20 protein-coding genes are annotated in these 20,955 nt (G+C 45.6%); 10 read left to right on the plus strand and 10 right to left on the minus strand.

Going from position 1 to position 20,955, the window contains the following annotated elements; all coding sequences use genetic code 11:
• Positions 1 to 324: 324 nt before the first annotated feature.
• Entirely contained in the window at positions 325 to 1,359 is a 1,035-nt protein-coding gene (locus A6E01_RS16300; protein ID WP_065210145.1) for an IS110 family RNA-guided transposase, read from the plus strand.
• 268 nt (positions 1,360 to 1,627) lie between these two features.
• On the opposite strand, the gene A6E01_RS21640 is transcribed toward A6E01_RS16300, so the two are convergent.
• The 4 genes from A6E01_RS21640 to A6E01_RS16315 all read right to left on the minus strand — a co-directional run bounded on the left by A6E01_RS21640 (position 1,628) and on the right by A6E01_RS16315 (position 4,736).
• A complete protein-coding gene (locus tag A6E01_RS21640; protein WP_257744253.1) occupies positions 1,628 to 1,759 on the minus strand; it encodes a hypothetical protein in 132 nt (43 codons plus the stop codon).
• Between the two features lie 166 nt (positions 1,760 to 1,925).
• Positions 1,926 to 3,197, minus strand: a complete 1,272-nt coding sequence (locus A6E01_RS16305; RefSeq protein WP_065210728.1) for a DEAD/DEAH box helicase — start codon at positions 3,195 to 3,197, stop codon at positions 1,926 to 1,928.
• A gap of 39 nt (positions 3,198 to 3,236) precedes the next feature.
• On the minus strand, positions 3,237 to 3,821 hold the full coding sequence (locus A6E01_RS16310) for an acyl carrier protein phosphodiesterase (RefSeq protein ID WP_065210729.1): 585 nt from the start codon (positions 3,819 to 3,821) through the stop codon (positions 3,237 to 3,239).
• 3 nt (positions 3,822 to 3,824) lie between these two features.
• Positions 3,825 to 4,736 (minus strand): AraC family transcriptional regulator, encoded by a 912-nt coding sequence (locus tag A6E01_RS16315; protein ID WP_065210730.1) that lies wholly within the window; start codon positions 4,734 to 4,736, stop codon positions 3,825 to 3,827.
• A 53-nt stretch (positions 4,737 to 4,789) separates the two neighbouring features.
• Between A6E01_RS16315 and A6E01_RS16320 the strand changes: the two genes are divergently transcribed.
• Entirely contained in the window at positions 4,790 to 6,172 is a 1,383-nt protein-coding gene (locus A6E01_RS16320) for an MATE family efflux transporter (RefSeq protein WP_017032281.1), read from the plus strand.
• Between the two features lie 346 nt (positions 6,173 to 6,518).
• On the opposite strand, the gene A6E01_RS16325 is transcribed toward A6E01_RS16320, so the two are convergent.
• Entirely contained in the window at positions 6,519 to 7,076 is a 558-nt protein-coding gene (locus tag A6E01_RS16325; RefSeq protein ID WP_017032282.1) for a YceB family lipoprotein, read from the minus strand.
• A gap of 245 nt (positions 7,077 to 7,321) precedes the next feature.
• Here A6E01_RS16325 and A6E01_RS16330 point away from each other — a divergent pair, with 245 nt between their 5' ends.
• Positions 7,322 to 8,137, plus strand: coding sequence for a thioesterase family protein (locus A6E01_RS16330; RefSeq protein ID WP_065210731.1), 816 nt, complete (start codon positions 7,322 to 7,324; stop codon positions 8,135 to 8,137).
• A 126-nt stretch (positions 8,138 to 8,263) separates the two neighbouring features.
• Entirely contained in the window at positions 8,264 to 8,989 is a 726-nt protein-coding gene (locus tag A6E01_RS16335; protein ID WP_017028115.1) for a phosphatase PAP2 family protein, read from the plus strand.
• A 16-nt stretch (positions 8,990 to 9,005) separates the two neighbouring features.
• Here the strand turns inward: A6E01_RS16335 and A6E01_RS16340 are convergent, their stop codons facing one another.
• Positions 9,006 to 9,923, minus strand: coding sequence for a histone deacetylase family protein (locus tag A6E01_RS16340; RefSeq protein WP_017028114.1), 918 nt, complete (start codon positions 9,921 to 9,923; stop codon positions 9,006 to 9,008).
• A gap of 171 nt (positions 9,924 to 10,094) precedes the next feature.
• On the opposite strand from A6E01_RS16340, the gene A6E01_RS16345 reads away from it, so the two are divergent.
• Entirely contained in the window at positions 10,095 to 11,495 is a 1,401-nt protein-coding gene (locus A6E01_RS16345; RefSeq protein WP_017028113.1) for a DEAD/DEAH box helicase, read from the plus strand.
• Between the two features lie 32 nt (positions 11,496 to 11,527).
• Here A6E01_RS16345 and A6E01_RS16350 read toward each other — a convergent pair whose 3' ends face one another.
• The gene (locus A6E01_RS16350) at positions 11,528 to 11,935 is read right to left on the minus strand and encodes a nitrous oxide-stimulated promoter family protein (RefSeq protein ID WP_017028112.1); all 408 of its coding nucleotides are present in this window, start codon (positions 11,933 to 11,935) and stop codon (positions 11,528 to 11,530) included.
• A 298-nt stretch (positions 11,936 to 12,233) separates the two neighbouring features.
• Between A6E01_RS16350 and A6E01_RS16355 the strand changes: the two genes are divergently transcribed.
• The 3 genes from A6E01_RS16355 to A6E01_RS16365 all read left to right on the plus strand — a co-directional run bounded on the left by A6E01_RS16355 (position 12,234) and on the right by A6E01_RS16365 (position 16,300).
• The gene (locus A6E01_RS16355; RefSeq protein ID WP_065210732.1) at positions 12,234 to 14,042 is read left to right on the plus strand and encodes an extracellular solute-binding protein; all 1,809 of its coding nucleotides are present in this window, start codon (positions 12,234 to 12,236) and stop codon (positions 14,040 to 14,042) included.
• A 149-nt stretch (positions 14,043 to 14,191) separates the two neighbouring features.
• A complete protein-coding gene (locus A6E01_RS16360; protein ID WP_017032288.1) occupies positions 14,192 to 15,283 on the plus strand; it encodes a microcin C ABC transporter permease YejB in 1,092 nt (363 codons plus the stop codon).
• Entirely contained in the window at positions 15,284 to 16,300 is a 1,017-nt protein-coding gene (locus A6E01_RS16365) for an ABC transporter permease (RefSeq protein ID WP_017028109.1), read from the plus strand.
• Between the two features lie 80 nt (positions 16,301 to 16,380).
• Here the strand turns inward: A6E01_RS16365 and A6E01_RS16370 are convergent, their stop codons facing one another.
• Complete coding sequence (locus A6E01_RS16370; RefSeq protein WP_017028108.1) at positions 16,381 to 16,623, minus strand: hypothetical protein; 243 nt, start codon at positions 16,621 to 16,623, stop codon at positions 16,381 to 16,383.
• A 244-nt stretch (positions 16,624 to 16,867) separates the two neighbouring features.
• Between A6E01_RS16370 and A6E01_RS16375 the strand changes: the two genes are divergently transcribed.
• Together A6E01_RS16375 and A6E01_RS16380 are read left to right on the plus strand one after the other, a co-directional pair.
• A complete protein-coding gene (locus tag A6E01_RS16375; protein WP_017028107.1) occupies positions 16,868 to 18,460 on the plus strand; it encodes an ABC transporter ATP-binding protein in 1,593 nt (530 codons plus the stop codon).
• A 35-nt stretch (positions 18,461 to 18,495) separates the two neighbouring features.
• Entirely contained in the window at positions 18,496 to 19,956 is a 1,461-nt protein-coding gene (locus A6E01_RS16380) for a protein adenylyltransferase SelO (protein ID WP_065210733.1), read from the plus strand.
• 13 nt (positions 19,957 to 19,969) lie between these two features.
• Here A6E01_RS16380 and A6E01_RS16385 read toward each other — a convergent pair whose 3' ends face one another.
• Both A6E01_RS16385 and A6E01_RS16390 read right to left on the minus strand, forming a co-directional pair.
• Positions 19,970 to 20,350 carry a hypothetical protein gene (locus A6E01_RS16385; RefSeq protein ID WP_017028105.1) on the minus strand — a complete coding sequence of 127 codons (381 nt, stop codon included), beginning with the start codon at positions 20,348 to 20,350 and terminating at the stop codon, positions 19,970 to 19,972.
• 86 nt (positions 20,351 to 20,436) lie between these two features.
• Positions 20,437 to 20,850: a glycine zipper family protein gene (locus tag A6E01_RS16390; RefSeq protein WP_017028104.1), complete on the minus strand. Its 414-nt coding sequence runs from the start codon at positions 20,848 to 20,850 to the stop codon at positions 20,437 to 20,439.
• Positions 20,851 to 20,955: the final 105 nt, after the last annotated feature.

Consider the following 20,955-nt stretch of genomic DNA (forward strand, 5'->3'; position numbering starts at 1 on the left):
ATTGCTGGGCTGGCATTCCAGCCTTCGCCAGTATGACGTGATGGTGGCGATAACTCAGTAAACCTCGTCATACTGGAAGCCACAACGTGGTTATCCAGTATCTTAGGTACAACCCAGCCCATCGTTTTAAAAGCTAATTACCTAATTAGTTCGATTTGTGCGTTCTAAGATACTGGCCTTCGCCAGTATGACGTGATGGTGCCGATAACTCAGTAAACCTCGTCATAATGGAAGCCACACCGTGGCTATCCAGATGTATGGACTCCCTCTCCTTGAGGAGCTACGGTCTTAATCCGACTAAAGATTAGCCAAAGGAGCCCATACATGACTAAGCCTAATCTATTAGCTATTGATTTAGCAAAGAATGTATTCCAAGTTTGCAAACTCTGCCCTAACGGAAAAGTCATTTACAACCGCGAAGTCAGTCGAGCAAAACTCAAAGAAATTCTGATAAATGAAAAACAAGCCCTCGTGGCTATGGAAGCCTGTGGCAGTGCACACTACTGGGCTCGATTCGCAATTAGCGCAGGCCACATTGTAAAAGTCATCAACGCCAGAGCCGTAAAAGCATTTCAAACCAAGCAAAAGACAGATAGGAATGATGCTTTAGCCATTGGTGTTGCAGCACAGCAAGAGCACATCCATGGTACTCATATTCACTCAACTGAGGAGCAGGCACTTCAATCGTTAGAGCGTATGCGACACTTGGCTAAGGTTCAACTAGTCGCACAAAGTAACCAGATGCGAGGAGTATTAGCTGAGTTCGGAGTTATTCTACCGCAAGGCCTATCTAAGTTAAGAAAGGAAATCCCTTTCATCCTAGAAGATGCTGATAACTCTTTACCTGATAGTTTTAGAACGGCGCTACACAGGTCATGGTCACATTTATTGTGCCAAATTGAACACTTGCAAGAACTAGATAGGCAGCTCGAATCTTTGGTTAAGTCGCATCATATTTGCAAAAAGCTGATGAAGCTAGAAGGGGTCGGTCCGTTAGGGGCGCTAGGGTTAGCGTTACGATTAGGGCGAGGTGAAAACTTTTCTAATGGCCGAGAAGCATCCGCTAATATAGGGCTAACACCTAAACAGAACAGTTCCGGCGGGAAAGAGCGTATTGGACATATATCTAAGTACAGTGCGGATAAGCGACTTCGTTCAATTTTATTTCAAGGAGCGCTTTCCGTTATCACTCATGTATTAAACCGTCCAGCGACAACAAACAAAGAGCAGTGGTTACAAGCGCTAGTCGAACGGCGAGGAAAAAAGATCGCTGCAATTGCTTTAGCGAACAAAACCGTTCGAACCGCTTATGCTTTATTAAAGAATGATTCGGACTATCAGCCAATTAAATTGTCATGATAGACCGAGCATAGTCAACGAAGAGCGATGTAAGACAGGTAAGACCGACCAGTATGAGCTAGATAAGATTCGAGGCAGTAGACTTGCCGATATCGAGAAATAGCCTACTGGTGCGACTACATTTTAGGGCGAGGTAGCTCCTCAATAAAGCCCGTATATAAGTGCGCATCTATACTTGTTTTCCAAATTCTTTGTTGATTTACCGAGGGGGTCCATATAAGTATCTTAGGTACAGCCCAACTCATCGTTTTGAAAGCTAATTGCGAAATTAGTCCGATTTGTGCGTTCTAAGATACTGGCCTTCGCCAGTATGACGTGATGGTGGCGATAGCTCAGTAAACTTCGTCATACTGGAAGCCACACCGTGGCTATCCAGTATCTTAGGTACAACCCAACTCATCGTTTTAAAAACCAATTACGAAATTAGCCTGATTTGTGCGTTCTGAGATACTGGCCTTCGCCAGTATGACGTGATGGTGCCGATAGGTCAGCAAACCTAGTCATACTGGAAGCCACAACGTGGCTATCCAGTATCTTAGAAACTACCGAACTCCTATCAAATCAACTTACCTTCCGCGGCTCTTACCTCGGTTCTTATGTACGCCCATTTTCGCTTTCATTTTGCGCTTTTCGGCGCTGCGACTGCGGCGGTGACCGCCTGTTTCTTCAAGGATCTCAGACTCTGGGCTTGGTTCAAAGCCTTCTAGCCACTCTTGAGGTAACTTGGCATCAAGCAATCTTTCAATCGCTTCAAGTAAGTACTGCTCGTTGTGGCTCATTAATGATACGGCGTGGCCTTTGTTGCCAGCGCGTCCACTACGGCCAATTCGGTGTATGTAGTCTTCGGCTTTATACGGCATATCAAAGTTAATCACATGCTCTAGCTCTTTCACGTCAATGCCACGTGCCGCAACGTCCGTTGCCACCAGCGCCCTCACCTTACCTATTTTAAAGTCATCGAGTGCACGCTGCCTTGCGCCTTGGCTTTTATCACCATGCAAAGACGCCGCTTGGATTCCGTCCAGTTTAAGCTCTTTTGCAACAGATTCTGCGCCTTCTTTAGTGCGGGTAAAGACCAGCACCTGTTGCCAGTTTCTTGAACCTATCAGGTACGAAAGTAGCTCTCGTTTACGCTTCTTATCGACTGGGTAAACCATTTGTTCGACCGCATCAGCAGTTGAATTTGCAGGGCTGACTTCCACTTCAACAGGATTATCAAGGATCTTATAGGCAAGGTTTTTTACGCCTTTTTTGAACGTCGCGGAGAAGAATAGCGTTTGGCGATCAGGGCTGAGTTTTTGCAAAATACGCTTAATATCTGGCATAAAGCCCATGTCTAGCATTCGATCAGCTTCATCAAGCACTAGATATTTCGTATGTTGTAGAGTGAGTGTCTTATTAAACAGATGATCCAATAAACGGCCGGGCGTGGCGACTAAGATATCACACCCCTTGTTTAGGTTACTCGCCTGTACATTAAAGCTCGTACCGCCGTACACAACCACCGTCTTCACTTCGGTTGGCTCAGCGTATTGCGTAATAGCGTCAAACACCTGCTGAGCTAGCTCTCGTGTTGGCACGAGAACCAATGCCTTTACCTTGCAGGGCGATTGAGTGTTATGAACGCTCACCTGCCCCATCAAGTTTTGAATAATAGGTAGACCAAATGCCGCGGTTTTACCTGTGCCTGTCTGAGCAGCTGCGAGTACGTCTCTTCCCTCAAGAACGTGAGGAATTCCCTCAAGTTGAACGGGTGTAGGAGTGACAAAGTTCAGCTTATCTAGCTGCTCAACGAGAATAGCATCAAGGCCAAGTGCAGCAAATTGTGATGAAGACATAGGTAATTCCGTACTGTTTGGTCATTTTAGGGCGTGAGTCTACTCGAATTTAGTCTCAGTTACAGCCTCTATTACGTCTGGATAAAAATCCATAAACACCTGATCTAACTCTTTATAGTGTTTCTCTAACGTTTCAAAGCAATCGGCTAGCGGTCCCATGCGCGGACTTCGGTTTGACATCCGCGCCAACGCATAACCGATGTTATCCAGATCTCTGTAGGAATCTATCCAGCGGTTATCCCACATTGAGCTTATGACGCGCTGATATTGTTCAGGTAAAGACGCTTCAACACACCGAGGATGAGTAGCTTGTTTGGCTTGATAGCAAAAGCTTTCTAGGGAGTTTGCATGAAACTTGTCCCAATGATTGGCTAGACAGTGATCCCAGAACACATCCAAAGCTATGGGCGAAAAACGCCTCGTTGCCCCAAATAATGGCTTTATCTCAGCAATTAGCGGATGGCTGTCAGTAAAGCTATCAACAAATCGGTGTATGCGAATGCCTTGCGTTATTTCTTGAGGGTAACGCCCTTCTGGGTTTCCGCGTACAAAATCGCCAAGGAGATTGCCTAGAAGACTGCTATTACTCGCATCAGCAAGATGCAGGTGTCCTAAGAAATTCATTCATTAACCCGCAGAGGTCTTTGGGTCTGCCTCTCTAAAGCGTTTTCGATATTCTCGTGGTGAGCATCCAAAATATTTTCTAAACCTATGTGTAAAGTTATAGGGATCATTGTAGCCCAGTCGCTGAGCTATCATGGCGATTGCCCAATCTTCATAGCGCAGAAGATCCGTCGCTTTATCCATACGTAGCGCAATAAGCTTACTTCTTGGGGACATCCCATATAGGGATTTGCACACACGATTGAGCTGTTCCTGACTAATAAAGCACCTCTCGGCAATCGACTTAACCGTCCAGTCATGATGCAACTGGGCTTCTATATCGTTAAATGTGGTTTGCACTCGAATCGCAGAGCTATATGGCTTTGCTTCAAACCGAGCCAAGATTCGGCTTACCTCGCTAATTAGCAAGCGTCGATATGCAGGTCTGCCATTGATCTCCAAATGAAGTAGGTTCATTAGCGACCATACCTGTTCGCTAGACTCAAACGGCATCACCGCTTGCCCCCCAGAGATCAGGTCATCCCATTTAGGGAGCTTCTCTAGTAATATCCAAACCATCTTCCAGTGCGTGAAATCTGGGTGCAGTTCAAAACGATAAGGTAAGCCTGCAGGTAACACGGTTAAACTGTACGGTTTTAGCTCTTTGACAAACTCCGGCGTGATTAGCACGCCACTGCCTTCTAAGGTCACTAGCAGGGTATGAATGCCAATACCTTCACGCTCGATTTCATAGCCTGCCTCTAGCTCAGCTAAACCAGCCATAAAATAACCACTTTCGCCGAGTTCGGGAATATCCGTGTTGGTTAGAAACCGTTCTTTACACTCATCGCTTAAATAGACTTTGTCTGACCACTCACTTTTAGGTGAAAATAGTTGCATGACAGATTTGCACAGGTTTTGGCTTTCTTTGAACATGCCTTTATCCATTCAGTGTGGCTATAGTTACCCTGATTTTCGGGGAGGTTATTATGTCAAGTCAAAAGCAAAATGTTGCAAGTGTGAATTCCATGCCAAATGGTTTTTTCTCTAAGGTTGCACGCCTCGCCGTACCTGTCGCTTTGCAAAGTGCTCTAGTGGCTATGTTGCAGCTTGCAGACGTTCTGATGGTGAGTGATTTAGGTAAAGAAGCACCCGCCGCTGTAGGGATCGCCACTAAATGGCACTTTGTCATAATTATGGTCTCTGCCGGTATCGCCACTGCCAACGGCATCCTTGTTGCGCAATATTGGGGACGCCGAGACGCGAGCTCTGCCAAAACGGTCAACATGCTGGCGCTGAAGTATGGCACCTGGCTGATGGTTCCGCTCACCTTTATTATCACGGTTTTCTCTGGTTACATCATGCTACTGCAAACCAGTGATCCTGATGTGATAAGCCTAGGTTCAACCTATTTGTGGTACAGCATACCTGTTCTAGTGCTAACACACTGGATCATTGTTGCAGAGTCTAGCCTTCGCAGTTCAGGCAATGCAATGCTGCCTCTGTATTTGGGCGGGGCGACGGTCTTCTTGAATATTGGCCTGAATTTTTGGCTAATTAAAGGCGGAATGGGTTTAGAACCTATGGGCGTTGCAGGCGCCGCTTTAGCGACCTCGATTGCACGGGTCTTCCAAGTCGTCGCTATCCTTTATGCCCTGTTCAAGATAAACCACTGGTTAATAAAATCAGAGGTATTGCCAAACCCACAAAGGTTAGCAACGTCATTTCGTAAATTGGCGATTCCATCAACCGCTAACACCATCATTTGGGGTATGGGTACCCTATCCTATCAGGTGATATTTGGGCATATGGGCACTACAGAGCTCGCTGTATTCAGTATGCTCGGCCCCTTTGAAGGCTTATGTTATTCAGCGTTCTTTGGAGTAGCAATTGCGTGTGCGGTTCTCATTGGTCAGTCTTTAGGCAATGACGAATTCGATGAAGCTCGAAACATGGCAAATTGGTTTATCAAAACGATTTTTGGTTGTTCAGTCGTGCTTGCGTTAATGGTCTTTTTGTTCAGAGAGTCTATTTTGGTCGGCCTTAACCTAAACCAACCAGAGCTTTATGAACTGGCATCCCCAGCTATCATGGTATTCACCGTATTGCTCGGTATTCGCATGCTTAACATGGTGATCATTGTCGGTATCTTGAAAGCTGGCGGAGAGAACTCGTTCTGTTTGAGGATGGACTTTATTGCAATGTGGATGGTGGGTATTCCATGCCTTGCATGGGGAGCATTCATCGCAGGATGGAGCTTTGAATACGTTTACGCATTAATGCTCACTGAAGAAATCGTCAAGCTTGCCCTGTGTTTCCACCGATTCTTGAAACGCATATGGATTAAGAACCTGACACTGTCACCAGCCTAGCTTTAGAAATACTAACGCCCATCTTTACGATGGGCGTTAGTATTAAGCCATTTAGCATAGATTAGGGTCTGTTGACCTTTTGAGGTTGTTTTTGTAGCGATTTGTTGGGTATTAATACAAGGCAGTCGCTTTTAGGTGTGGTGGTTCCACATGAAAAGTGACTAACGCGGTAGAAATGCCCAACAAAGCGCTACCCGAAGGGCTCGTCCAGAACCCATTTACTCATCGTTGAGCGACTTTTGCTTAGATGACTAGGCGGCAAGTCCCTCGCCTTGATTAAATGACTTCTGGTCGAGCAAAATTTAATCGCAAAAGGTCAACAGACCCTAGTAGTAACAAGAGGCCGCTAGTTAAACAGTTCAATCACCAACTTGTTGTCCTTGATAGCCATACTGGGCTCAGCAGATTTAATTAAAGCCTCTTGAACGACATTACTATCAAGCTTGTAAACGGGTTGCTGTGATAAACCATAGCCAATCATCGACACCGCAGGTTTTAACAGCTGCTTGATCTCTGGGGCTAAGCGCTGATCGCCCTTCTCGTTAAACTGCTCTAATCGTATCGACTTTAAAAATACCTCACCGCTCTGCGCGTCATACTCAGGGACAGCGCTAAATTCTAAATCCAGGTCTAGGGTTTGGTTTTGATTTCCCCACATTTGAATTTTTGCCAGTGTACTGGCAAATACAGACACACGATCTACATCTGCACGCCCGATTCTTACCTCGAGATCATCCACCGACACTTGGGCATAAAGCAGATTCTCAACGCCCACTGACTGCTCGAAGCTCACGTTGTCCTGCAAATAGTTAGTCATTTCTTTTTCGGTAATGCTGTAACTAGCACAACCACTCACAAGCAGCCCTAAACAAACAACACATCCTTGTAGCCATTTTTTGATCATGAACTTGAGCTCTCATTGAGTAATTAAATCTACCTAGAGCTAAGAGTGAAACCTCATTTGAGTCAAGTTTTCTTTCACTTCTCGATTTTGCAACGTCCTAAACCCTCACCCTTTGACGATTAGGAAATAGGACAAACCGTTAACATTTGCGTAACCTAAGTCACACTCCACAAGAGTTTGTATTGATCCACCTGATTAGACCAGTATATTGCTCGTTACAACCATGCAACATATAGGGGTTATGTATGCACATAGATGAGCTTTTAAAAATGGCCGAGCGGTGCGTTTCCGGCAACACGAGCATGGTCGTGTCACAGCATTGGTCTCAGGGAGATAGTGTATTTGGCGGACTAACCGCCGCGCTGTTGTTCCACGTAACCTCGCCCCTTGCCACTCTGGGTAGACCCCTTTATTCAGTTAAAACCAATTTTATTAGTTCACTGCTTATCGACCAGCCCTTTACCTTTGAAATAGAACTGTTAAATGAAGACAGCAGGCACTCTAAAGTGACAGGGCGTATAGTGCAAAATGATGAGGTAGTCGTGGTTCAACACTCTTGTTTTGGTCAAGAAGCAATGGCAAATATTTCTTTATCGAATCCCCCTCAGCAAACACCTGCGCTACCGCGTGTGGAACAACTCCCTAATGGTCAAGCGACAGAACTAACTGCAAGTAACCTTCTTACATACACGGAGCAAGTTGACTTCGCTATAGCAAAATCACCTCAACCCGATGCCACACAAGATGTCTCTCATAATCATGGGTGGATGAAGCTAAAAACCTCGCCAATGCGAACCACTGGCGCTCATCTTATCTGCCTCATTGACGCATGGCCGACGTACTCGTGCTCAGAAATGAAGGACCAAAAATCCGGGACTATCATGATGTGGAATTTAGAATTCCCTGCAGCCAATCATGAAGATTTAGGAACGCAGTGGTTTGCCTACCAATCAGACATAAGAAAGATGGCAGGAGGTTATGCTCACGTTGAGGCGAATATCTGGAGTGAAGACAATCGACTCGTCGCAATTAGTCGCCAAAGTGTTGATTTAGCGAGTTAAATTTAACGTTTGTACATAGTTTTGTTCAAGTATCAAGCAAGTAAGCGCAATATAAGTTTCAGTTTTATGACGTCTAGGTTAAGCGCGCTACAATACCGGCCCATTGATAAGGAGCGAAGCTAGACGATGCAATTGCAATACTGGAAAAATAATAGAACTGGGCTGCTCATTTTAGGCGGGTTTTTGCTCGCGGTTGGACTGCTATCAAGCGTAATCCCTAACATCGACCTACTCAGCCCTGAATCAAACTACCTTGGCGCTATCCTTACCTATCTCACCTACTCTGCCGGCTCACAAGGGTTTCTTATTACTTTGGCCTTCTTTGTTGCCATAACTGCGCTCGGCACCGCTAACAAGAAGCAACTCTTACTACTGTTGATCCAACTAGGTGTTCTACTGGTGCTCTCTTTTGCAGCAAAATCGGCAATGAAAGAGATCACACAAAGCCCTCGCCCGTATACCGAAGCATTGACGCAGTTGGACCTGGTTGATTCTCCAAGTCGCTTTTACACGCTCGATTTTGCTACCCAAAATAGCATCATAGAAGTCGCATCCGAAAAGGTATCTCACTGGCGAACCATTCACTGGCAGGGAGAAACGGATTATTCGTTTCCATCGGGTCACACTGTATTCGTGGCTCTGTGTGTGTTCTTCTTTGGCGGTTTATTCGTAAAACGAAAACAGTACCTAATGCTAGGCATTGTTTTCGCTTGGGGTCTAGCGGTCGCCTATAGCCGATTGTGGCTTGGCATGCATCGTCCAGAAGACCTGATCGGCTCTAGCGTAGTCGTTGCTGTTATCGCCGCATTGATACCTGCGCCTAATCAAGCGGCACCTTCTCACTCAAACTAGAGTCATCACATTTTATCTAGATGAGATCCAATGCAGCCTTAAAAAGCTGCATATGGATAGGCACAAGGTCGCAATGATCACTGCGGTAGCCCCCACCGACTACTGCAGCAATGGGAATATTGCGCTCGGTTGCAACCTCAAGCATAAATCGATCCCTTTGGTAAATAGCCTCAGTGCTGACTTCAAGAAAGCCGAGCTCATCCCCCTCGTGAATATCCACACCTGCGTCATATAAAATGAGATCAGGCCGATAAAGGTTCACCGCCATTTCAACCACTGACGTAAATGAGGCGAGAAATTCCCTATCTGTGGTTCCCCTTGCCAAAGGAACATCAATATCAGAGCTGGGTTTTCGCGCTGGGAAGTTCTTCTCACAATGAAATGAGACTGTCGTAATATCTGGGTTATCAGCACACAAGGTGGCGGTACCATCGCCATGATGCACATCGCTATCTATGATCATGACTGAGTCGACGTCTGGATGCTTTAGTGCTTCATTGGCTGCAACTACTAAGTCATTGAACAGGCAAAACCCACTACCATAATCCGTATGCGCGTGGTGGTAGCCACCACTAAGATGTATCGCTACACCCTCTTCAATGGCTTTTTGCGCCGTCATTACAGTGCCAGCAGTCGAGGTAAGGGTTCTTTTAATAAGTTGCTCACTCCAGGGAAAGCCTATACGACGCATTTTAGGCGCAGGTAAATCTCCAGAAACGAGCTGATTGATATAACCTAAGTCATGACTCTGTGAGACAGTGTCTATTGATAAAGGCTTAGGTTGGTAAAAGCACACACGCTCTGCGCCCATTCCCCGTTGTCGCAACTCTAAATCAACGGCGTCATACAGCAGTTTATACTTCATGATCGGATAACGGTGCCCATCAGGAAGAGGAAGATCTGAATAGATAGGATGATAGATTAATGGAAGCATGTAAGACTTTGTTTTACCTAGGTCTGTATATTCTTATTGATGTCTCTCACAAAAGAAAGCAAAATGGCGCCCCTTCCTAAGAAGGTGAGCGTTTTTCACATTATTCAACTACGCTCTCACTAGCTTATTTGCAGGCAAATCCGCCTTCACTACTTCACATCGAGAACATCTATGAGTTTTGACTCCCTTGGTCTATCAGCCCCGATCCTTCGTGCTATTGACGAATTAGGCTATACAAAGGCTTCTCCTATCCAAGAAAAAGCCATCCCTGCCATTATTGAAGGCAAGGACGTTATGGCCGCAGCTCAAACGGGTACAGGTAAGACCGCTGGTTTTACTCTGCCTCTGCTTGAGCGATTGAGTACTGGGCCAAGACCAAAAGGAAATCACGTTCGCGCTCTTGTTCTAACACCAACTCGTGAGCTTGCTGCTCAAGTACATGACAGCGTAGTAAAATACGGCGCACACCTAGAAACAACCTCTACCGTTGTGTTTGGTGGCGTTAAGATCAATCCTCAGATGCTTAATCTTCGCAAGGGTTGTGATGTATTAGTAGCAACGCCTGGTCGCTTGCTAGATCTGCACAGCCAAAATGCGGTGAAGTTCTCTGAGCTAGAAGTATTGGTGTTAGACGAAGCCGACCGCATGCTAGACATGGGCTTTTTCCGTGATATCAAACGTATCCTGAACCTACTGCCTAAACAGCGTCAGAACCTATTGTTCTCAGCGACCTTCTCTCCAGAGATCAGAGACCTTGCTCGTGGCCTAGTTAACAATCCAGTAGAGGTTTCAGTAAACCCGCCAAACTCAACCACTCAACTGGTTGAGCAGAGCGTTTACGTATCTGATAAGCGCCAAAAATCTGCCATTCTTGCCAAACTCATTAAAGAGGGTAATTGGCAGCAAGTTCTAGTGTTCAGTAAAACCAAGCATGGTGCAAACCGCCTCGCTCGTTTCCTTGAAGCAGAAAAAATCTCAGCGCTACCGATTCACGGTAACAAGAGCCAAGGCGCGCGTACTAAAGCGTTAGAAGAGTTCAAAACAGGTAAGATTCGCGTTTTAGTTGCAACTGATATTGCCGCACGTGGTCTCGATATCCCTCAGCTTCCTCAAGTGGTTAACTTTGATCTTCCCCATGTATCTGAAGACTATGTACATCGCATTGGTCGTACCGGTCGTGCTGGTGAAACAGGCAAGGCGTACTCTTTGGTATGCGTTGACGAGACGAAAGAGTTGTTTGCCATTGAAAGGCTGATTGGCAAGGTACTAGAGCGCCATGAAATGGAAGGCTTCAAGCCTGTTAACCCTATTCCTGAATCAAAGCTTGATACACGCGCTATCAAGCCGAAGAAACCTAAAAAGCCAAGAGTTGAACACAAAGATGGTCAACGCTCAGCTGAAAACGCTCAAGGGCACAAACCCGCCAACAAGAACAAGCGTCATTCTACACGACGCGGTTCAGGCCAAGGCAGTGAGTCCAAGGGCAACCAACAAAACAAACCTGCAACAGCTTCTCGCGATGGTGCTAAACCAAAGCCAAGACGTCGCCCGCAACGTAATACTAATAGCTGATAGCTATCAGCTATCAGCTATCAGCTATCAGCTTAAAGCTTACCGCTGCTTTTCCTTAGGTGCCGATTAGAGGTGTTCTTTTTCGGCACCTCAGGCACCGCTTTCTTTTCGTGACGCAGATGACGAATGGCAAGTAGTGGGTGTTTGAGCAACATTCTTGGACCGGAAAAGCGCATCACAGCACGCATATTCTCTTTGGGTTCCGGTCGATAGCAGTGTACAGGACAACGATTACAGGTTGGCTTGTTCTGACCAAATACACAGCGATCCAGCTTAGTCTTAGCGTATTGACTTAGCTCGGTACACTCTTCACATAAGCCATGTATAACCCCATGATGCTTCGCGCAATAGATCTCGATCATTGCGTGCACAGTCTTATATTCTTTAAGCAATTCACCGCTTAATATTTCGTCTAGTTGTTGCTGCCTTTGCAAAACCATTTCTCACAACCCGTAACATACATTTAGTATATAACTTAAAAAGCCTATATCGCCATACCAACTCTCTTGATTTAGCTCTAAGTCTCTTTTTCTACTTCAATGCGTACAAAACACCACCATTCAATTTCCTAAATGGAACTAACTTCTGAGCCGACACTCAAAATAAAACCAAGATTTATCACTATTATTGAAATACTTAGCTTTGTTTTGGCTAAGATAATAGAATGACTAGCAAGAGCACATTGCCCCACTTTACGAGACATGCGGGCAATATATAGACAGGGAAACGGAGAGTTACATGCTTAAAAGGACGCTGCTCACAGGCGCTATTCTTTGCTCACCATGGCTTCACGCAGAGGTGATCGAATCGACCTATTTATCCGGTTTTGGCGAGGCCAAGCACCCTTCTGGTTTTGAACATCTAGACTACGTTAATCCTTCTGCACCCAAAGGTGGTCACGTCACTTATGGAGCGATCGGCACCTACGATAGCTTTAACCGTTACGGTTCTCGCGGTAAGCCTGGCGCTATGACAGGAGAAATCTACGATACCTTGATGTTTTCTCCTACCGATGAAATCAATACCTCCTACCCGCTGATTGCTGAGAAAGTGCGTTATGAAGACGATTTCTCTTGGATGGAAGTTGATATCAACCCAAAAGCTAAATTTCAAGATGGCGTGCCAATTACCGCCAAAGACGTTGAGTTCACTTTTCAAAAGTTTCTAGATCAAGGTGTACCTCAATACAAAACCTACTTTAAGAAGATAAAGTCCGTTAAAGCAATAAACGATAAAACAGCGCGAATCGAGATGGCAGAGCCAGACAGAGACGTGCTATTCGCTTTAGTGCAAGGAATGGCGGTGCTTCCAGAGCATTTCTGGAAAGACAAAGACCTTAGTCAGCCTCTATCCCAACCTCCAGTAGGAAGCGGGCCCTATAAAATTGATTCCTTTAAATCTGGTCAAAGTATTACCTATGCTCGCGTGACCGATTATTGGGCTGAAACCTTGCCAGTAAACATCGGCAGAAATAACTTCGATACCATACAGTACGATTATTATCGCGATGACACAGTGATGCTTGAAGCGTTTAAAGCAGGGGAATACGACTTAAGACAAGAAGGTACTGCGAAATTTTGGGCCACCTCCTACACAGGCTCTAACTTCGATAAGGGCTACATAATCAAAGAAGAGATCGCTCATCAGATCCCTCAGAGCATGCAAGGCTTTATCTATAATACCGAAAGCGACATTTTCAAAGACCCTAAGGTACGCGAAGCCCTAACCTATGCATTGGATTTCGAGTGGATGAACAAGAACATGTTCTACCACCAATACGCTCGCACCAGCAGCTACTTCCAGAATACCGAGTACCAAGCAAAGGGTAAGCCAAGCGCAAAAGAACTTGAAATTCTTGAACCTATTAAGGATCAAGTACCAGAGCGTGTGTTCGGCGAGTCATACGCGCCACCAAAAAGTGACGCTTCTGGGCGAATTCGTACGCAGATGCGTACCGCAATTAAACTCCTCAAAGAAGCGGGATGGGAAACTAAGAACGGTGTGCTGACCAACAGCAAAACCGGTAAACCATTCGAGTTTGAGTTGCTGGTTTACAGCCCAACAACCGAACGTATTGCTGATCCGTTGAAAAAGAACCTCAGCAATATTGGTATCAACATGAAGATTCGCACGGTGGATACGACTCAATACCTTAAGCGCTGGCATGAGCGCGATTACGACATGATCTTTTCATCGTATTCCGCCAATGCCTACCCAAGCACTAACCTGAAGATTGCATGGAACAGTAACTTTATCGATAGCACTTATAACCAAGCGGGTGTTCGAAACAAGGCTATCGACTATTTAACAGAAGAGATCGATACCCATCAGCAAGACCCAGAAAGACTCAAAGCCTTAGGCCCAGCCCTCGACCGCGTACTGACCTGGAACTTCTACGCTATTCCAGCATGGCATACAGGCGCATTTAGAGTCGCAAGCTGGGACAAGTTCGCTAGACCAGACATTCGACCAGAGTATGACCTCGGTTTAGATACTTGGTGGGTCGATACTGAGAAAGCGCAGAAGCTGCCAGCTAAGAGACGGTAACGACTAGTCACGAGTTACTAGCTGCAAGCTTCTAGCTGCTAGCTTCTAGCTGCTAGGTTCTAGGTTCTAGGTTCTAGGTTCTAGGTTCTAGCTTGTAGCTCGTAGCTTGGAACTATTATTTCGTTTTTCACATTCAATCATAGAGAGTTATGTCAGCTTATATAATAAGACGCCTGTTGCTCGTCATTCCCACCTTATGGGCAATCATAACCATAAACTTCTTTGTCATTCAGATCGCACCTGGTGGCCCTGTTGAGCAAGCTATTGCTCAGATGGAGGGGTTAGACTCAGGGGTAATGGAGCGCTTTACTGGGGGTGGCCAAGAGGTTGAACTTAGCGCTGGCAACGCCGATGCACAAACTACCGGCTATCGCGGCTCTAGAGGAATGGACCCTGAGGTTATTGAAGAGATCAAAAAGCAATTTGGCTTCGATAAACCGATTCACGTGCGTTATTTTGAAATGCTCAAGAACTACATCACCTTTGATTTTGGTCAAAGCTTATTCAAAGGAGGCGATGTCATCGACCTCATTGTCGAGCGATTGCCGGTTTCTATATCTCTGGGGCTCTGGAGTACCTTGATCATCTATCTGATCTCTATTCCACTCGGGATAGTAAAGGCCATTCATCACGGATCTCGCTTTGATATTTGGACCAGCGCATTGGTCATTGTCGGCTACGCGATTCCGGGCTTTTTGTTTGCCATATTGCTTATCATCGTCTTTGCTAGCGGCAACTACCTCGATTGGTTCCCTCTACGAGGCTTAGTCTCCTCCGACTTTGATCAACTTAACTGGTATCAAAAGGTCATTGATTACTTCTGGCATCTAACCCTCCCGACTCTTGCTATGGTGATTGGTGGTTTTGCGACCCTAACGATGCTGACCAAAAACTCGTTTCTTGATGAAATCAACAAGCAATATGTGGTTACAGCGAGAGCCAAAGGTCTGGATGAGAAAAGTATTCTCTACAAGCATGTGTTCCGCAACGCTATGTTGATTATCATTGCTGGCTTCCCAAGCGCCTTTATCAGTATCTTCTTCACCGGTTCAATGCTGATTGAGGTGATGTTCTCTCTTGAGGGTATCGGTCTTCTTGGCTTTGAATCCACTATTCAACGAGACTACCCTGTGGTATTTAGCTCTTTATATATCATGACCTTACTTGGCTTATTACTCAGCATTATCTCTGATCTCACCTATTCGTGGGTAGACCCGCGCATTGACTTCGAGGCCAGATAAATGAACCCATTACTTAAACTTCGCATCGATCGCTTCAAAGCCAATAAACGTGGCTTCTGGTCATTATGGATTTTCACACTGTTGTTTACGGTAACCTTATTTGCTGAAGTCGTTGCCAATGATAAACCTCTGTTTGTCAGCTTTGACGACGGCTGGTATTTCCCTATTGCAAAGCAGTACTCCGAGATTGAATTTGGCGGCGAGTTTGCAGCTGAAGCGGATTATACCGACCCCTATGTACAAGACCTCATCAATGAAAAAGGCTATATGGTTTGGCCAATCATTCGCTTTAGTTACGACACCATTAACTACAACTTACCTGGTCCTGCGCCTTCTGCCCCAGATTCTATTAACTGGTTAGGCACTGATGATAGAGGACGAGATGTATTAGCCCGAATCATTTATGGGTTCCGTATATCCGTTTTATTTGGCTTTGTGTTGACCATTGTCAGCAGCATTATTGGTGTTGTTGTAGGGGCAACTCAGGGCTATTACGGCGGAAAGCTGGATCTCATTGGTCAGCGCTTTATTGAGGTTTGGTCAGGCATGCCTACCCTATTTTTGCTGATTATCTTGTCGAGTTTCGTAGAGCCGAGCTTTTGGTGGCTACTTGGCATAATGGTGCTGTTTAGCTGGATGAGTTTAGTGGGTGTGGTGCGTGCAGAGTTTTTGCGCTGCCGTAATTTTGACTATGTGAAAGCCGCTCACGCATTAGGGGTTAGTGATAAACGAATCATCAGCAGACACATGTTGCCAAACGCTATGGTAGCAACACTGACTATGATTCCATTTATTCTTTCGGGGTCGGTCACTACCCTAACCTCTTTAGATTTCTTAGGGTTTGGCTTGCCTAGTGGTTCCCCTTCGTTGGGCGAACTGCTCGCTCAAGGTAAGGCTAACCTGCAAGCTCCATGGCTGGGCTTTTCGGCCTTTATCGTGTTGTCGATAATGCTAAGTCTACTGGTGTTTATTGGAGAAGCGGTAAGAGACGCGTTTGACCCTCACGCCCAAGCATAAGAGACAAAAAAAGAGGCGTTAAACGCCTCTTTAAAAAAACTGAATATAAAAACTGGGGGGCTTTTTAGCAAATTTACTTATTAGCTTGTTTGCTCTGAAAGCTTAAGACGTTCGATAGATTGTTTCAGCTCGTTAGCAAGGTCCGTTGTAGCCGATAGGCTAGATTCGTTTTGGCCAGCAATAGCATCAACCACAGAGGTTGCTTGCTGTAGTGCATCATTAACGGTCGCATCTAGAGAGCGTAGACATTTTTGCGCCAATTGAAGGTGCAGTTCCGCTTCTTTTGCGAGGCTGTAAGCTGATTTGTAGATTTCTTTTGGCATATTAGCCTCCTGAGTCAGTTTAGGGGGGTTACAAGACAGAGTTTTCGAAAGCGTATTGTATTTAAATACTACAAATAAGATATATTAATTTATTTGAATGAGCTACATTTTATTTGAGAAAATGAGAGCCTTGGCACAACTTTTGATTAGTATCTGTACATCTATTTGCACGAATTTTTCGCTTAACTAAGACCAATCCAACTATTTTATTGGTTGAGCCAACAACACCACAACAAGGAATGACATGACGCAGGCGCTACTACACATTGATAATCTTTCGGTTGCCTTTGGTGGGAAAAATAACCCAAGGACAGTAACGCAAAACGTAAGTTTGTCTGTTAACAAAGGCGAAACGCTCGCCTTAGTGGGTGAAAGTGGTTCAGGTAAATCCGTTACTGCCAATGCGATTCTGCGCCTACTGCCAAAAGCCAGTACCGTCTATCAAACAGGTACTATCCATTTTGACAAGGAAGAGCTGCTCACTCTCTCAGAGCGTCGTATGCGTGGCGTGCGTGGTGGCCGTATTGGCATGATATTCCAAGAACCTATGGTATCACTCAACCCTCTTCATAAGATTGGTCGTCAACTAGTGGAAACCGTTGAGATACATCGTGGTCTTCGTGCCAATAAAGCCAAGACGCTCGCGCTAACCTGGCTAAACAAGGTCGGTATTCGAAACCCAGAACAAAAGATTAACGCTTATCCCCACGAACTGAGTGGCGGAGAAAGGCAGCGTGTAATGATTGCCCTCGCGCTGATAAACGAACCAGAATTATTGATTGCCGATGAACCCACCACAGCGCTGGACGTGTCCGTACAAGCTCAAATACTGGATCTGTTAAAAGATCTTCAGCAAGAGCTTGGTATGGCTATGCTCTTTATTACTCATGATTTAAGTATTGTTAGACGTATTGCTAATCGCGTTTGTGTCATGAAAGAAGGAAAGCTCGTAGAAACCGGCGAATGCCAATCTTTGTTTAGTGACCCAAAGCATCCCTACACTAAGATGCTTATTGATGCCGACCCTTCTGGCTCTCCTGTAGAAGTCCCCGACACCAACGCCAATTTGGTTGAGGCACACGATCTTAAAGTGTGGTTCCCGATTACTGGCGGGATATTTAAGCGTGTCATCGACCATACCAAAGCGGTCACTGGGGTTAACTTCACCCTTAAGAAGGGTCACACTCTGGGCTTGGTTGGTGAGAGCGGCTCAGGTAAATCTACAACGGGTATGGCAATACTTCGCTTGGTCAATAGTAATGGCGGCATCGTATTTGATAGCAAAGAGCTTTCATCGCTAGATAGAAAACAGATGTTGCCACTGAGAAGTCGGATGCAGGTCGTCTTTCAAGACCCCTTCTCTGCTCTCAATCCACGAATGTCGGTTGCGCAGATCATTGGTGAGGGGTTGCGAGTCCATCAAGACCTAACGGATAGTGAGATTGACGCTGAAATTTGTCGAGTAATGCAAGAGGTAGACCTCGACCAAGAAACGCGACACCGCTATCCCAATGAGTTTTCTGGCGGGCAGCGACAGCGTATAGCCATTGCTAGGGCGCTAATCCTTAAGCCTGAGTTTATCCTACTGGATGAACCGACTTCCTCTTTAGATCGTACTGTACAAGCACAGGTGTTAGATCTGCTCAAGCAGCTGCAACGAAAGTATGGTTTAACTTATCTGTTCATCAGTCATGACCTCAACGTTGTACGTTCCCTGTGTCACGACACTATGGTGCTAAAAGCGGGTCAAGTGGTGGAATACGGTGAAACAGAGCAAGTATTTAATGCACCTAAACACGATTACACACAACAATTAGTGACATTGTCACAGATGTAGTCTGTCACATCAAAACCTAAGGTAAAACGTTATTTATGAAAAGCTTAGATCAGCTCGATTACTGCCACACGTACGCCGATCTTGGCTCTTCACTGTCAAGCCGAGTCAACCCGACACCGCTCAGCGACCCGTATCTTATCCATACCAATCATCGCCTCGCAACACAGCTTGGCATTGATATTGAGTCTGTTGGCGATGAGATACTTATACAGCTTTTATCAGGGCAAGGCATCCTTGAGTCTTGGTCACCCATAGCGATGAAGTACACTGGTCATCAGTTTGGCCAATACAACCCAGACCTTGGGGATGGCAGAGGGCTCTTGCTTACAGAGTTCATAAACGATGATGGTGAAAAGTGGGATTTTCATCTTAAAGGAAGTGGCCAGACTCCCTATTCTCGCGGTGCAGATGGGCGAGCAGTGATCCGTTCAAGTGTAAGAGAATACCTGATCAGTGCGGCCATGGATGGACTGAGCATTCCTACCACTCAAGCCCTGGCTATCTCTGGCGCAAGCACACCCGTACGAAGAGAAGAGATCGAATCAGCGGCTACTCTATTACGGATAGCCCCAAGCCATGTTCGATTTGGTCACTTTGAATATCTCTTTTATAGCGGACAGCACAGCGAGATAAAGGCGTTAGCGGATTACATTATCCTCTGGCACATGCCTGAATTAAAGGATTCTGAAGATAAATACGCGGCGTTTTTCCAACAGGTCACCAAACGCACGGCAAGCATGATCGCGCATTGGCAAGCCTATGGCTTTTGTCATGGCGTAATGAACACCGATAACATGTCGATACTAGGCCTCACCTTCGACTATGGTCCCTTTGCCTTTCTCGATACCTATTTGTCCAAGCACATCTGTAACCACAGTGATTACAGTGGACGCTATGCCTTTCACCAGCAGCCTGGGATTGGTCAATGGAATCTATCCGCGCTCGGTTACGCCCTGTCATCGTTAATCGATAGCAAGGAAATAGAAGCCTCGTTACAGGAATATGCTACCCACATCCAAGCAGAGTACCGACGTTTAATGCGAGCACGTTTTGGATTAGACAGCGTACATGAAAGTGACCCTGAGCTTATCAACTCGTGTTTAGAATTGATGGAAAAGCTAGGGCTAGATTTTCATTTTACGCTGAGAGTCTTATCAGAAACAGGCCCTGATAATTGGACAGACACCGAGCTTGATAGCACATTAAATAAGCCGGAGTTCATTGCTTGGCTTAGAGAGTACGAGAAACGCATCGCGTTGGATTATAGTCACGATCAAGAGCGACAAAATGCGATGCAAGGAGTCAACCCTAAATACATTTTGCGTACTCATCTGGCGCAAGAAGCCATTGAGCAGGTGGAAAACGGAGAATTTGAACTCTTAGAGACTTGGCTTACTGTGTTAGCGAATCCCTTTATTGAGCATGCCTGCCCTTCTCATTGGTCACTGCCACCAAGCAACGACCAAAAAGGCATTTGTCTAAGTTGTTCTTCTTAAAACTCGCAGTTATTTAACTGCATTGATCAATATATTGATTCATAACCTGCTTTTGGTACTTACCCATGTCGCCCGAGTGATACGCGTTCGCTTGTTCCCAACCTAACTGTCGTGCAACTTCTGACGTAGAGGAGATCAGCGCCTCGCCATCACTAATGCCTGGATTCAAAGCCAAAGTTGTCACAGTCGCTTGTTCGATATGTCTGAACATCCTGTCCTCATAGTGACTAATATTGGCTTCTTTTGCTAAAAAAGCGGCGTAGCCTCCGCATCGGACTTGTTCGACAAATGTCTGTTGCGTGGGAGGGGGATTCACCGTAAGCGCCATCGCCTTGGTTGCGGTAAATAAAGCCAAAATAGAACTGACACAGCTCAAATAGATAAATTTTTTCATGGTTAAGTGGTCCTAGTTAGCTTGTAACGAAATGAACCTAGATAAACGACTTATCAGGTTAATCAAACGATAATCAAAAGAAACGTTTAGTTCAGAGCGGTATAGCCACGCCCTGACATACAGTTACGGACCACTTCAGAGTAAGCCTCTTGGTTGCTCGCCTCTACCGCATTGCGCTTGCCTCGGTTTCCAAGAATACCAAGGGTCATGCCTACCGCAGCACCGGTTTTAGCCGCACTTGAGCCTGAGTTGCCTGATACACTTCCCGCTACCGCACCCGCAGTTGCACCTCTAGCACCACGCTTAGCCGTTTCTTGCGCAACGTTATCCGCCTCTTCTTGAGGCGCTTGAAGCCCCAGTCCTTCACAGTACACCATGTCTTCGCTGAACAGATCAGAATCATATTGTCCTTGATCATAAACCAATCCATGGGCACTAACAGGAAGAGTAAACGCTGTACTAAGTACACCAACTAACAGGGTTGCTCGAAGTTTTTTCATATCAAATGCTACTCAATTTGCCACACAAAAGATGGAATGTATTGTGTGGCAAACTCCGTCTTGTATATATAAAGCGAGCTTTGGTTGATCTATTCATTCAGCTTA

The sequence above is a fragment of the Vibrio breoganii genome (genome assembly GCF_001677275.1).
Taxonomy (GTDB): Bacteria; Pseudomonadota; Gammaproteobacteria; order Enterobacterales; family Vibrionaceae; genus Vibrio; species Vibrio breoganii.